This window comes from Candidatus Izemoplasmatales bacterium (genome assembly GCA_041649275.1).
Lineage (GTDB): Bacteria > Bacillota_I > Bacilli_A > Izemoplasmatales > Hujiaoplasmataceae > UBA12489.
The window spans coordinates 204879-219763 of the sequence record JBAZNL010000001.1; the positions used below are offsets into that span (position 1 = coordinate 204879).

General features: G+C 60.3%; 10 protein-coding genes. 2 read left to right on the forward strand and 8 right to left on the reverse strand.

Annotation, left to right across the window (positions count from 1 at the left end; all coding sequences use genetic code 11):
- Positions 1–3: 3 nt before the first annotated feature.
- From WC509_00905 to WC509_00925, 5 genes are all read right to left on the reverse strand, one after another.
- Complete coding sequence (locus WC509_00905) at positions 4–1116, reverse strand: ATP-binding cassette domain-containing protein (protein MFA5006017.1); 1113 nt, start codon at positions 1114–1116, stop codon at positions 4–6.
- 6 nt (positions 1117–1122) lie between these two features.
- Positions 1123–2235 carry an ABC transporter ATP-binding protein gene (locus WC509_00910; protein ID MFA5006018.1) on the reverse strand — a complete coding sequence of 371 codons (1113 nt, stop codon included), beginning with the start codon at positions 2233–2235 and terminating at the stop codon, positions 1123–1125.
- 1 nt (position 2236) lies between these two features.
- Positions 2237–3553, reverse strand: a complete 1317-nt coding sequence (locus WC509_00915) for an ABC transporter permease (protein MFA5006019.1) — start codon at positions 3551–3553, stop codon at positions 2237–2239.
- Positions 3553–4512: an ABC transporter permease gene (locus WC509_00920; protein MFA5006020.1), complete on the reverse strand. Its 960-nt coding sequence runs from the start codon at positions 4510–4512 to the stop codon at positions 3553–3555. The genes WC509_00915 and WC509_00920 overlap by 1 nt, the downstream gene beginning before the upstream one ends.
- Positions 4513–4606: 94 nt before the next feature.
- Positions 4607–8128, reverse strand: coding sequence for an immunoglobulin-like domain-containing protein (locus WC509_00925; protein ID MFA5006021.1), 3522 nt, complete (start codon positions 8126–8128; stop codon positions 4607–4609).
- 235 nt (positions 8129–8363) lie between these two features.
- Here WC509_00925 and WC509_00930 point away from each other — a divergent pair, with 235 nt between their 5' ends.
- Positions 8364–8744, forward strand: a complete 381-nt coding sequence (locus WC509_00930) for a DUF3899 domain-containing protein (protein ID MFA5006022.1) — start codon at positions 8364–8366, stop codon at positions 8742–8744.
- Positions 8745–8863: 119 nt separating this feature from the next.
- On the opposite strand, the gene WC509_00935 is transcribed toward WC509_00930, so the two are convergent.
- Positions 8864–11200: a S41 family peptidase gene (locus WC509_00935; protein ID MFA5006023.1), complete on the reverse strand. Its 2337-nt coding sequence runs from the start codon at positions 11198–11200 to the stop codon at positions 8864–8866.
- Positions 11201–11450: 250 nt separating this feature from the next.
- On the opposite strand from WC509_00935, the gene WC509_00940 reads away from it, so the two are divergent.
- The gene (locus WC509_00940) at positions 11451–13319 is read left to right on the forward strand and encodes a GNAT family N-acetyltransferase (protein MFA5006024.1); all 1869 of its coding nucleotides are present in this window, start codon (positions 11451–11453) and stop codon (positions 13317–13319) included.
- A gap of 34 nt (positions 13320–13353) precedes the next feature.
- Here WC509_00940 and WC509_00945 read toward each other — a convergent pair whose 3' ends face one another.
- Positions 13354–14037, reverse strand: a complete 684-nt coding sequence (locus tag WC509_00945; GenBank protein ID MFA5006025.1) for an RluA family pseudouridine synthase — start codon at positions 14035–14037, stop codon at positions 13354–13356.
- A gap of 25 nt (positions 14038–14062) precedes the next feature.
- Positions 14063–14866, reverse strand: a complete 804-nt coding sequence (locus WC509_00950; GenBank protein MFA5006026.1) for a ZIP family metal transporter — start codon at positions 14864–14866, stop codon at positions 14063–14065.
- Between the last annotated feature and the right edge of the window lie 19 nt (positions 14867–14885).

Genomic DNA, 14885 nt, shown 5'->3' on the forward strand with positions numbered 1-14885 from the left:
CGATTATGCGGCGAGCTCGGCCTTGAACTGCTCGACTTCCGCCGCGGATGCCAGAACGAAATGTCCGGGTTCGACTTCGACGAACGAGGGCATGTTGTCCGGCCCGTAGCCATGCGACGTCGGATTGTAGGTGAAACGCTGACGTTGCTTCTCGTAATGGGGGTCGGGGAGCGGGATCGCCGAAAGCAGGGACTTCGTGTACTGGTGGAACGGATGTGCGAACAGCTGGTCCGAGGAAGCGAGCTCGACCATCTTGCCGTAATACATGACCGCGATGCGGTCGCTGAAATACTTCACGACGGAAAGGTCGTGGGCGATGAACATGATCGTCAGGTTATACTGCTTCTGAAGACGCTTGAGCAGGTTCAGGACCTGGGCGCGGATCGAGACGTCGAGCGCGCTGATCGGCTCATCGGCGATCAGGAGTTCAGGCTGTACGATGAGGGCGCGGGCGATGCCGATGCGCTGCCGCTGCCCGCCCGAGAATTCGTGGGGATAGCGGAAGGCGTGTTCGGGAAGAAGCCCGACGACCTTCAGGATTTCGAAGACCTTTTCATCGATCTGCGCCCTGTCGTGCTCGCCGCCGATGATGAGGCCTTCGGCGATGATTTCACGGACGGTCATGCGCGGATTGAGTGACGAGATCGGATCCTGGAAGATCATCTGAATCTTCTTCATCGTCTGCAGGGTCTGACCACGGAAGGCGTTGTCCTTGCGGAGCGAAGCCGCCCGCGCCTTGACATCGACCGTTTTCGCGGCGAGGTCGGCCTTGATCTCGGCGATCTTGGCGGAATCCACGGGATCCTTGGCCTTTTCCGCCTTGATCGCTTCGACGGCCTGTCGCTTCGCGACCTTGAGCTCCTCGTTCAGCGACTGGAATCCGCCGCCGATGCGCTGACCGTTGAAATAAACCTCACCGTCGGTCGCGTCGTAGAGCTTGATGATGGTGCGTCCGGTGGTCGTCTTGCCGCATCCGGATTCACCGACGAGTCCGAAGACCTCGCCCTTGAAGATGGTGAAGCTGACGTCGTCGACGGCCTTGACGAGGATCCTGCGGTTTCCCCGACCAGCCTTGAAGTGTTGCTTCAGGTGCTTGACTTCGAGTAGTTTGTCCATGTCGTGTCACTCCCCCTTCCGCACGGGAACCCGATTGCGGGCGATCCGTCGGCGAAGACTTTCCGGCATCTCGACCTTGGGGGCGTTCTCATGGAGGAGCCATGTGGCCGCAAAATGGGTATCGGTGACCTGGAACATCGGCGGCTGCTGTTCGAAGTCGATCTGCATGGCATAGTGGTTGCGCGGCGCGAACGCGTCGCCAACCGGCGGAAAATGCAGATCCGGCGGCGTTCCGGGAATGGCGAAGAGCGTGTCCTTCGAGTCGAGGTCGGGAATCGCCGACAGAAGCGCCCACGTATAGGGGTGCTTCGGGTCGTAGAAGATCTCGTCGGCGGTGCCGATCTCGACGATCTTGCCCGCATACATGACGGCGACGCGGTCGGCCATGTTGGCGACGACGCCGAGGTCGTGGGTGATGAAGATGACGGACAGGTTCCTTTCCTTCTTCTTGCGATTGATGAGTTCGAGGATCTGCGCCTGGATCGTCACGTCGAGAGCCGTCGTCGGTTCGTCGCAGATCAGGATCTCGGCGTTGTTCGCGAGCGCGATCGCGATCACGATGCGCTGGATCATGCCTCCGGAATACTGGAAGGGGAACTGATAGAAACGTTTTTCGGGTTCGGGGATGCCGACCTCGCGCATCAGGTCGAGCGCGCGCTTCTTGGCTTCCTCCTTCGAGACGCCCATCTTGAGATAGAGCGCTTCGGAGACCTGCTTGCCGACCTTCATGATCGGGTTCAGGGAGGACATCGGATCCTGGAAGATCATCGAGATCTTCGAACCGCGGAGTTTATGGAAATGCTCCTCGTCGATCTTCATCAGGTCGATGATGTCTTCCTTGTCGGGATTCTCCTGGCCGGTGACCTGGTCGAACTTGCCCAGACCACTGTTATGGTAGTAGATGGATCCGCCGTCGTGGATCGAGTTGCCGGCGGAAATGCCGATGATCGCTCGCGAAGTGACGCTCTTTCCGGAGCCGGACTCACCGACGATCGCGAGGGTTTCGCCTTTGAATAACTGGAAGTTGATGCCTCTGACTGCGTGCAGGATGCCCTGCTGGGTGCGGAATGAGATCGCCAGGTCCTTGACGTCGAGGATGACGGGTCTTTCGGACGACATGTTATTCCACCCCTCTCAACGACGGGTTGAACGCGTCGCGCAGACCATTGCCGAACAGGTTGAAGGACAGCATCAACAGCGAAATGAACAGCGCCGGGAACAGGACCTGGTAGAAGCTTTCCTTCATCACGGACTGTCCCGTCGAAAGCAGACGCCCGATGCTGATCTGGTCCTGATAGTTGATGATGCCGAGGAACGAGAATGTCGATTCCGAGAAGATGACGCTCGGAATGTAGAGCACGAGGCTGGTGATCATCGTGCCGACGGCGTTCGGGAAGATGTGACGGATGATGATGCGCGAGTCCGAGGCGCCGAGCGTGCGCGCGGCAAGCACGTACTCGCGGTTCTTGTAGCGATAGAACTGCGAGCGTGCGAGCCCCGCGATGCCGATCCAGCCCGTCATCGTGAATGCAAGCACCATGATCCACGGCTCGTTGCCGTACCTGAGGACGAGCAACGTGAGGATTGCCAGGAACGGCAACCCCGCCAGAACCTCGTTGACGCGTTCGATGATCATGTCGACAAGCCCGCCGTAATAGCCGGAGATCGAGCCGACGATGATGCCGATGATGATGTTGATGAAGGAGACGCTGAAGGCGATCAGAAGCGACAGTCTGGCGCCGTCCCAGAGCAATGTGAACAGGTCGCGGCCCTGCGGGTCGGAACCGAACCAGAAACGGACGTCTTCGACGCCATAGACATGTTTGAGGAACTTGTAGAAGTCGACGCGGACTTTGTAGGAACCGTTCACCAACGGCGCGTCTTCAAGGATGATCGTTTCGCCGGTCGCCAGTTCGGCGGCACGGCAGGCGTTGTATTCGGACTCCAGCATATTGGTATAAGCGAACGAGGTGTAGGTCTGGGTATCAGTGTCGATCTCGCGGCTGTACTTGTAGTTGATGTACGCATAGTAATCGACCACGATGGTGATCTGACCGACATCGTTCATGCTCTTGATTTCCAAAATGATTTCACGCGGAATGTTCGAGAAGTTCTGCGGATACCCGGTCAGTTCCTTCGTGCCCGAGAAGAGAGGCATCCAATCGAGCCCTTCGACTTTCGGCGGCATGTCCTTGAGGCGGTATGCCCACTTGGCGTTGTCCTGATCCAGCGTGTATCCCGTATTGAGCCAGGGACCGATGATCGCCATGATGAGGAGAATGACGAGGATCACGAAAGCGGCGACGGAAGCCTTGTTGCGCTTGAAGCGCAGCCATGCATCCTTGTAGTAGCCGATCGATTTCGTCTTGATGCTCTCGTCGTACAGGATCTCGTCTTTCTGAACGAGGACGAATTTTTCCTTCTGCAGATTGTCCATCATCGTTTTCCTGCCCCCATTCGGATTCGCGGATCGATCAAACCGTACGAAAGGTCGATGATGAGCGTTGCCGCCAGACCGATGACGGTGTAGAACATCAACAGTCCCATGACGAGCGGATAGTCGAAGTTCTGGAAAGCCTGGAGATAGACGCCGCCGATGCCGGCGACGCGGAAGATCTGTTCGATGATCAGCGATCCGCTGAGGATGCCGATGAATCCGCCGATGATCGACGGCGCGATCGGAACCATCGCGTTGCGGAGCGCATGACGCAAGGTCGCCTGGCGTTTCGTCAAGCCCTTGGTCCGGCACAGCAGCATGAAGTCGGAAGTCAGAACTTCCGTCAGTTCGGCGCGCGTGACGCGGGTCAACCCCGCGACTTCACCGAGGAGAATGACGAACATCGGCATGAAATACGACAGCATGCCATTGATCGGATCGGCGGCGAAGTCCATTTCGGAAAAGACATAGGGGTTGGTGAACCAATTCCATTTGTACACGGCATAGTACTGCAGCAGCGTGCCGGTGACGAACCGCGGAACGGAGATGAAGAAGATGACGAGCGTCGAGATCAGATGGTCGGTCAACTTGTTCTTCTTGAGCGCGGCCCAGATGCCCAGCAGGATTCCGATCGGCAGGGCGAGGAGATACGGAACGATGTTGAGCCGCATCGATACCGGGATTCGCTCGGCCATGATCGCGACGATATCGCGTTTCTCCTTGAGCGAACGCCCGAGGGAACCAGACTGGATGATGTTGCGGACCCACATGAAAAACTGCTCGATGATCGGCTTGCCGTAACCTTCGCGGAGCTCGAGGAGAAGGCGTGTTTCAGGGTCGACGCCGAGAACCGCTCGATGATACTGCGGAAGCATCTTCATGAAGACGAATTCAAGGAAGATGATGATCGCCGCCGTGATGAAAATCAGAATGATACGCTTCAGGATGTAGTTTCGCACGGAGTGCTCCATTCTATCGACATTAACAACCCTAATGGTTTGAGGCCATTAGGGTTGTTAGTCGAACTAAGTAATTGTGTGATGCGGATGCTTTTTATTCGGCTTCGGTGGCGATGTACATGTACTTGAGTCCGCCCCAACCCATCCAAGCATGGTACTCGTTGGCTTCAAAGACCATTCTGTCGCTGTAGACGGTCGCGCCGACGCTCGTGAAGAGCGGGATCGCGATCATCTGATCGAGGAGCACGGTTTCCAACGCGGCGGTGATGTTGTCGAAGTCGTCGGTCTTGCCCGCATAGTTGACATCCTTGACGTTGTACAGTTCGCCATAGGCGTAGACGTACAGTTCGTTGAAGGTGCAGGTCAGCGTGTCGCCGACGAACAGGGCGAGGAGGTCGACCCAGGAGTCGTACTGAGCGGTCTGGGTTTCCGTCGGGGTTTCGAGAGCTTCGTAGTCAGCGATCCACTGCTCCAAGGCGGCCTTGGAGTTCGGCAGGCTGACGGTCACTTCGGCGCCGGCGGTGTTGAAGCCCTTTTCGAGCATCAGGGAGACGTTGAGGCTGTTGTAGACCTGGCCGAGCATCGACGGAGCGTCGAAGTTGAGGCCCTGCCAACCGCCGAACGTCATCTCGAAGTCGCCGTTGTCCCAAGCCTGGTCGAGCGCGCTGCTGCTGACGGCAGCCAGCGTGAGCTCGAAGATCGGCGTGGATTCGCCCTGGTTGAAGATCGCTTCGACGGTCGACTTGACCCAGTTGGCAACCTGCCAGTTGGTCTCAACGTCGTAGAACTTGTACTCGACGCTGACCATCTCGCCATCGGTGATGTCACCCGCAGCGATGGCTGCGGCGTAGGCCTGATCGAACAGCGATTTCGCCAAGACCGGGTTGTAGCCGGCGGTGTCGGGAGCGTAGTCTTCGAGAACGCTCTGGCCTGCCTGCGATCCGCGGTAGGAGACGAAGTTGTATTCGGTGGAGAGGTAGACCGGGCCGAGGAAGCCGTGCGTCGGAAGCGAAGGCGCTCTGACTTCCAGCGAGAAGGTCTCGCGGTCGATCGCGAAGTAGAAGGCTTCTCTGAATTCCGGATAGACCAGAATCGGATTGAGTTCGTACTGCGCGCTGCCCTGGATGTTGAAGGCGAAGCGGAAGAACGTGGTCAGAGGCGAGAGCTTCATGTTCAGGTTGTACTTGAACTCGTTGTAGTACTGTCCGCCGGCGCCGACGATGTCAAGACGTCCGGCTCTGAATTCTTCAATCGCGATGCTCTGGTCGGCGATGACGTCGTAACGGACGGTCGTGATGCGATAATCATCCTTGGCGTAATACGACGGGTTGAGCGTGTAGTAGTAGAGGACGTCGGTTTCCCAAACGGCGAGGACGTACGGTCCGTAGGAGGACAGCGGGTTCTCGATCGTGCCGTAGGTGGTTTGCGTTCTCGCTTCGTTCATGCCCGCTTCGAACTTGGCGGGATGGACGACGCCGACGATGCCGGAGGTCAGGTTGCCCATGACGTCCCAGGCGGTCTTGCCGGCGGTCAGGGTCAGTTCGATGGTGTACTGGTCGATGACCTTGAAGCCGACTTCGCTCCACAGAACGGCAGCCTGCGGAAGGGTGGCTCCGCCGACCGGAATGCCGCTTTCATCGACGGCGGCTCTGTTCTGAGCCTCATCCATGTAGGCGGGACGGGCGCCGGCATAGCCTTTGCCCTTGGTGGTATCGGGGGTTCCGGTGGTCGGGACCGGGACGCCGTCGAGGGTCCAGCCCGCTTCGGGGGCGATCAGGTTTCCGCTGGCATCCCAGAGGAAGGCATCGCCGTATTCGTTTTCGATGACGAATCCGTTCACGCCGTAGGCGCTAGCGCTTCTGCCCCAGTCTTCGAGGTAGGCGAGGGCGCCGCCGGGTCCGACGAGTCCGTCGTAACGTCCGGTCTCGATGTAGTAGAGCGGCCAAGTGGGCTGACCGATGACGGTTCCGTAATAGGAGTTCTCACGCGAGTAGACGATTTCGCCGACCTTGTAGAGGTTGTAACCCCAAACGTCGGTCTGCGGGCTGTTCTGCTTCGCATATCCTTCGGCGCCGACGAGCGGCAGGTACGCGTTGTCATAGAGGTTGGAGGCACGGTCGTTCAGAAGGAGCGGGTCGAGGAGCATTCTCCAGGAGTAGTCGAACGTGTAGGCGTCGATCGGGGTGCCATCCTGGAACTGCAGGTCCTGACGGAGAGCGATTCTCCAGACGAGCCCTTCCTCATCCATCGGCTGCGGCACGGAAGCGGCCATGGCCGGGAAGCGGTTGTAGGGCAGCTCGCCAGCGGTATGGCCGGCGCGATACCAGTCTTCGAAGTCGAAGTCGCCGTCGACGACGAATGCGGGATCCTCTTCGAGCACTTGCGCTTGGGCGGCGGCCCAGTCGTAGTCGCCGGTGTAGAGGCTGTCGGTCAGATAGCCGTACAGTTCGGAAGCGGTCGCGAGCGTTTCGGAATACGGGTTCAGGTTGTTGGTCCCGGAAGTATAGGTGTGATAGATCGCGGACAGGTCGGCGATGCTTCTCGGGTTGATGTAGACGACGATGGTCGCCTGGGCGGTGGTGACGTTGCCGGCGGCGTCGGTGACGGTGTAGAGCACCTGGTAGATGCCGGCGACACCGTAGTTGACGGCGTCATCGTCCACGACGATCGCAGCGGAGAGGTCGCCATCGACGTTGTCGGTCGCGGTCACGCCGGTCAGGTAGTTCGGAACGGCGTTGCCGGTGTAGTACTCGATGTTGTGGATGCCGGAGATGACCGGAGCGACGGTCTCCTTCACGACGGTGACGGTGATCGAGACCTGCGACTCGTTGCCCGAGGAGTCTTCGACGGTGTAGGTGACCGTGTAGACGCCGGGGACGGCGAGGTTGACGGCGGCCGAGTTGACCACGATGTCCGCGGTCACGGCACCGTCGACGTTGTCCGTCGCGGTGACGCCGGTCAGGTAGTTCGGAGCGGCGCTGACGCCAATCGTGTAGGTCTTGTTCGACTGGCCGTTGAAGACCGGCGGAACGAGGTCCGCGTCATCGGCGAACTCCTTCACCTGGATGAAGGTCGAGTAGACGGCCGACTGGTTGCCGGACGCGTCTTCGACGGTGTAGGTGACCGTGTAGACGCCGACGGTTTCGAGATCGACGGCGGAGGAGTCGACGACGATTTCGTCGGTGAGGTCGCCGTCGACGTTGTCGGTGGCGGTCACGCCGTCGAGATAGTCGGGCGCATCGTCGCCGAACACGAACTCGAGTCCGTGGATGCCGGTGATGACCGGGGCGTCGTTGTCAACGACGTGGACGACAAGCGAAGCGGTCGCCTCGTTGCCGAAGAGGTCCTCGACGGTGAAGGTGACGGTGTAGTTGCCGGGAACGGTGAGGTTGACGGCGGTCGAGTTTCTGACGATCTTGGACGTGATGTTCCCTTCCAGATTGTCATAAGCCGTGACGCCAGCATACGTCGGCGCGGAACTTTCGCCGATGACATACGTGATGTCAGCGACGCCGCTCAGCACCGGGGCCACGGTGTCCAGTGTCGTTGTCTCTGTACAAGCAAGAGTGGTGAACAACACGAGAACCGCAAGCATGGATAGCAATGCTTTTTTCATCTTTGCTACTCTCCTTTTCTATTGTTGTGTGGATTACCGTGATTTTACTACATTTGCCTATGGTTGTCAACACGAGTCGACAATATAATCGATGATGGAGGATGAAAACGAAATTCCCCGTGCGTCGCCGCGATTTCCGCCTTCTCTTTCACGCGAATGTGATATATTATATATAATGATGAAGATGATCGCCGCCCGCCGTCCCGCGAGCGGTGCGACAGGAGGCAAACGGTACATGAACAAACTCTCACGGCGACGGGTTCTCGTCGTCACCGCGATCGACATGGCGATCGGCGTGGTCTTCGTCGGCCTGATGCTCCTGTTCTCGCAGGATTTCACCCTGATCGGCTTCATCGACGCGACGATGGTGGCGGCGGTGCTGCTGTTCGCCGTCGGTTGGTTCTTCTTCGTCGCCAACAACCACGTGTTCGACATCATCACCTATGGCGTGAAGTCCTTTTTCAAGGGCGTCATCGGTAAACGCGAGAAGACGACGTACATCGAGTATCTGGAAACGAAGAAGACGGTCGAACCGTTCATGTACCACGCGTTCTGGTACGCTTCGCTCGTGATCCTCGCAGTCAGCCTGATCCTCTACGCCGTCTACAAGTTCTGACCCGCATCGCCCTTCAAGGCCTCGCGCACGTTTTTACGCGAGACCTTTTTTTATTTTCAGAAAACGAAAACCGGACGCCGATGTCATTCGGTGTCCGGTGACGATCGAGCGGGTCGGGATCAGTTCGCGGGTTGGAGCGAATGGATCAGCGCGATCAGTTCGGAATTGCTGGTGACGTCGTCCATCAGGTAATCGGGCGTGATGCCGTCTTCGATGCTCTGGTAGACGTAGCCGTCGATCTCGTTGCCGATGCGCGTGCACAGCACGTTGTTCGTCGAGATGAAGAGGACCGACCCGTCGGGGGTGATGATGACGCCGATCGAGGACGCGCCCCCGCTCGACGGCTGGCCGATGACGGTCGCGATGCCCTGTTCCTTCGCGATCGAGGTCATCAGGTTGGCGGCGCTGAACGTGACGCTCGAACAGAGGATGTACCAGTCGTAGTCGAAGGCGACATAGTCGCTCTCGATGTAGTAGGTGACCGTGGCGCCGTCGGCGGGATTCTTGGAGTGGTACATGATCTGGTTTTCGGTCATGTAGCCGAAGATGCGCAGGACCGCTCCGAGATTTCCGCCCGTATTGTACGAGAGGTCGACGACGACGCTTGTGACGGTGGCGGGCAGATGGTCGAGGATGCGCTTGAATTCGTCCGGGGTGTCGATCGTGAAGCCGGTCAGGTGGATGACCGCGATCTTCTCGTCGTCGAGCAGTTCCATGGCGGGCATGGAGGTGTAGCTTCCGTATTTGGCGTCCAGCAGATCCTGGACGGCCCAGAGACCGCGGTAGAAGGAATAGCTGTCGGGGCCGAGGTCGGTGATCGTGACGTCGATGCTGTATCCGGTGGGATCGACGTAGTAGCCCGGATACACGTGCCATGAATGCAGGTCGTCGAGATCGTACACGATGTCGAAGATCTTCTTGTAGACCGTGGTGTCGCCCTTCGTCATGATCGTGCTGACGTGCTCGAGGAGGACGTCGTAGAACGTCTCGTAGCCGAGGTCGTCCTTGAGGCCGTAGAAATAGTCCATCGCGAGCGCGAGGTAGTTGTAGGTGGCCCAGTTCATGTCGGTGGCCATCGTCTGGGGAGCGAGCGAACTGGTGCGCATCGCCTCATGGATCGCGAGATCCTCGGCCGTGCCGCCGCTCAGACCGAACGTGTCGACGCCCCAGAGCTTGTCGCCGTTGTAGTAGACGTCGTAGTAGACGCCGCCGAGGAGGAGCAGGTCGGTGACGGCGACCGGCATCAGGTAGAAGGTTTCCTCGCCTTCGTGGTAGACGATGATGTCGAACCGGTAAAAGCCGAGCGGGATCGTGACTTCGGCACCGGCGCCGTAATCGGCGTCGACGTAGTTCAGACCTTCGCCGTAGTCGGATTCCGTCGAGGCGACATATCCTTCGAAGAAATCGAAGCTGGAGACGGTGAACGTGTTTTCCGTGAAATCGATGGTCGCGGAGTAGGTTTCTTGGACCAGCGTCCCGTCGAAATCCTCGTATTCGACGGTGTAGGAGATCACGAGCACGTCGTCGTCTACGGGGGTGAATTCGATGATCGAGGCGTCGAGTGCGCCGTCGACCATGTTCACGAACGTCTCGACGTCGATGTAGGGGACGGTGCCGTTGTTCACGTAGAACACGCGGATGGCCTCCTGGTCGGGAACCACGTACTCCGTGCTGGTGCCGTCGAAGGGAAGCATCACGCTCCTGGTCACCGCGACTTCGGGACTCGGCTGGACCGTCGTCGTGAACTCGTGGTACATCGTGAACCAGCCGTTCACGATCTTGAGGGTCATGGTGACGTCGACGGGATCCGATCCGACCGGCAGCGGGATGGTGAGGCCCTTGTTCGTCATGACGTCCGGCAGACTCGAGGTCCACGTGTAGATCGAACCGTTGGTGCCGCCGTTCGGCAGCGTCGTGTCCGGCGCGAAGTTGATCGCGGCGAGGTCGGCGAGCGCCTTCGTCTCGTTGCTCGAGACGACGACGGCGACGGTATAGGTGACCGTCGCGGTCTTCCCGCCCGCATCGGTCACGGAGAGGGTGACGGTATACGAACCGTCGACGCTGACGTCGACGTTCGAATCGACGACGATGATCGCGGTCAGATCCCCGTCCTCGGCGTCGGACGCGGTGATTCCCGCCAGCGGATCGAACGCGGCCGTGCGGTTCACCGTCTTGTCGCTCACGCCGACGATGGTCGGTTCGGCGTTATAGACCGTCGTCGTGGTCGGCGTCGTGGTCGGGATCGTGGTGGTGGTCTGGGTCGTCGTCGCCGCGGTGGTGGTCGTGGCTTCCGTCGTCGTCGTGAGGGTCGTGGTGGTCTGCGACGTCGTCTGGGAGGTCGAAGCGGTCGTGGCCGTCGCCGTAGTCGTCGTCAGCGGCGTCGTCGTGGTGAGCTGATCGCACGCGACCAGGGTGAAGAACGACAGAAGCGTGATCAGGATGATGGCTTTTCTCATCGTATGTTATCCTTCCTTCGACATGGCCGGCAGAATCTCCGACGGGGTCGGATCGTTCGGCCCATGTCCCATTGATGTTTCTATCAGTATACCGTAAACGCGCGCGATTGACAAGAACACTTGTCGAAAACGGATGCGGATCGATCGACTATCGCATTTCTTCGTGCGCGGCGGATGGGACCGAAGCCGGTTTCGGTCGATTCGATTCCCTTTTCGACGCCGATGCGATAGAATAGAGGGCGGTGATCCCATGGAATTCCATCTCATAACCCTCGATGACAGAGAACGATACGACCGCGCCCTGGCGCAAAGCCCCCTGTTCCACGACTATCAGGGCAGCGATCTCAATTTCGCATGCCTCTTCGCCTGGCGGCGCCACGACCGGCTCGAATGCGGCGCACTCCCTGACGGCACGATCGTGACCCGCGGCGAACGGAACGGGGTCGGCTTCTACTTCCCGCCGATCGCGGCGACCGAACCGGCGTTCATCGCGGCGCTTTCGCTCCTCGAAGGCGAAGCGCTCGAGAACAACATCCCCTTCCTCGTCCGCGGAATGACCGCGTCGCTCGTCGCCATCGTCGGCCGGAGCGACCGCCACGACCGCATCGACAGCGAACGGAACCTGTTCGAATACCTCTACGACGCCGCGTCGCTGAGGACCCTGTCGGGAACCCGCTATCACGCCAAGCGCAACTTCGTCAACCGTTTCATGAAGAACGGCGACCATTCGTTCCGTCCCTATAGGGACGCCGACCGCGGTCTCGTCGAGACGATGCTCCATCACTGGGAAGCCCGGAAACTGCAGGCATACGAGATTCAGGCGATCCTTGAACTCCTCGACTTCCGCGCCGAACTGTCCTGCTTCGCCGACCTCCTGTTCGTCGGCGAACGCCTCGCCGCGTTCGCGATCGGCACACTCCAGGGAAACGTCGGGATCACCCTTTTCGAAAAGGCGGACACGGGCGTCCCCGGCGTCTACGCGGCGATCAACCAGATGTTCGCGAACGCCCATTACGAAGGCGTCCCGGTCGTCAACCGCCAGGAAGACCTCGGGATCGCCGAACTGCGGAAATCGAAGTTGTCCTACCACCCGATCGGGTTCGTCGAGAAGTACTCGCTCATGCGCGACCACCTCTCGCAGGCCGAAATCGAGGAACTGAAGTCCTTATACGGCGAGGCGTTCCCCGCCTCGCAGAACTTCACCGACTACTTCTTCCATAACCGCTATCGCTCCGACAACGTCGTCTTCCATCGGATCGACGGCCGCATCGTGTCGGCGCTCCATCTCGTCCGCAGAACCGTCGCGATCCGCCACCGGGAGTTCGCGGTGCCGTTCGTCGCCGCCGCCGCCACGCTCCGGACGGAACGCGGGAAGGGACTCATGTCCACCCTTCTCCGGCAGACTCTGGCCGAGCTCTACAACCGCAAGACGGCACTCGCCGCCATCTCGTCGGCCTCCGACGAATACTACCGTCCCTTCGGCTTCGTCACGGTCTGCCGCTCGCAGGACGTCCGCATCGTCTCCCCGGCCTCCGACGGACGCGTCCTCCGCGTCGCGACCCGCGACGACCTGCCCGCACTTGACGCCCTCTACCGCCGCCGGATGGAAACCTATGACGTCTTCGTGGAGCGCCGGCTCGACGCCTGGAACGATTTCTACGACGAGGTCGCCGCGGCCGGAGGAACGATCTTCCTCATTCTCGAGAACGACGAACCGATCGGCTACTTCTCGCGCTTCGGCGACCGCGTGGAGGAACTCTGCCTGCCGGCGGACGTCGCACCGACGACAATGTCCGCCCTCGACGGCCTGACGGTCGCGATCGAAGGCGGTGAAGGCGACGGCGGCCGCGTCATGTTTCGGATCGTCGACGCGATGCGTTTCCTCCGGGAATATCCGTATGCGCCGAAGGCGGAATGCCGCCGCCGCGTCCGGATCGTCGACGACCTGTTCGCGCAGAACAACCGCTCGCTCGAATGGATCGTCGAAGGCGGTACGGTCCGCATCCGCGAGATCGACGACGCCGAGGAGACGCTCTCGATCGAGGAACTGGCCGCGATGGCGTTTCAGGACGGCGCCTGCCCGTTCGGACCGTCCCGAACGCTCGTCTTCGACCGCTGAACATACAAAACGCTGCTCTCGGGCAGCGTTTTTTTCATTTCACGGGAATGTCGAGACGATCGAACGGAACCTGCTTCGGAACGTCCCGGAAGACCATCGGCGCACCCGTCACGGGATGGGCGAAGGCGAGTTCGAAGGCGTGCAGCCCGAGGACGCCGCGACCGGCGGGCGTGCCGCCGTATTTCGTATCGCCGACCAGGGGGTGTCCGGCGTGGGCGAACTGCGCGCGGATCTGATGGAAGCGGCCGCTTTCAAGCCGGACGTCGACGAGCGTGCGGACGCGTCCCTCCCGCCGGACCACGGCGAGCGACTCGTATTCGAGGACGGCCTCGCGGCCCCCGGCCCCGTCGACGACCGCCTTGCGGGTCCCTTCGTCCTTCGCAAGCCGATCGACGAGCCGGCCGCGGGTTCCTTCGGGAATCTCGCCTTCGACGAGCGCGAGATAGCGCTTCTCGAAGGCGTGGTCGCGGATCGCCGCGGACAGTCGCGCCGCGGCCTTCGAGGTACGTGCGAACACCATCACGCCGCCGACGTTCTGGTCGAGGCGGTGGACGAGACCGAGATAGACGTCGCCGGGTTTGTCGTAGCGGACCTTCACGTCGTCCTTGAGGAGCGAGAGCATGTCCTCCTTCGGTCCGCCGTCGGCCTGCGAGAGCACCCCGGCGGGCTTGACGGCGACGATCAGATGGTTGTCCTCATAGAGAATCTTCACGGGCATCGGAATCCCCTTCTTCCGGAATCGTTCATCCGAGCGCCACGTCGAGGATCATCATCAGCGCGAAACCGACCATCACGGCGATCGTGCCGACGTTGGTATGCTCTCCGAGCTGGGCCTCGGGGATCAGTTCCTCGACGACGACGTAGATCATCGCGCCGGCGGCGAACGCCAAAAACCACGGCATGATGCCGGCAAGCTGCATCGCGAGGACGATGCCGATCGCCGCGAAGATCGGCTCGACGACGCCCGAGAGGGTTCCGTAGAGGAAGGCCTTGCCGGTCTTCATTCCCTCCTGCTTGAGCGGCAGCGAGATCGCCGCGCCCTCCGGGAAGTTCTGCAGGCCGATGCCGACGGCGAGCCCGAACGCCGAGGCGATCATCGCGGCTTCGCCGCTCTTCAGGGCGAATCCGAAGGCGAGTCCGACCGCGAGCCCCTCGGGGATGTTGTGGAGGGTGACCGCGAAGACGAGCATCGTCGTACGCTTGAGCGAGGAATGGATGCCCTCGGGCTTGTCGGAATCGATATGCAGATGCGGCAGGAGGTTGTCCACCAGAAGCAGGAACAGCCCGCCGGCCATGAATCCGACCGTGGCCGGAATCCAGCCGACCAGCCCCATGTTCTCGGCTTCGGCGATCGACGGAATCAGAAGGCTCCAGACCGAGGCGGCGATCATGACGCCGGCGGCGAAACCCAGGAAGATCCGCTTGAAGGCGTCGGAGAGGGCGTTTCGGAAAAGAAACACCATCGCCGCGCCGGCCGCCGTCATCACGGCGGTGAAACTCACTCCAAGGAACGTCATCATGTTGTCGGATACGGTCATGAGGAACATCGTCTTCATCCTTTCGTGG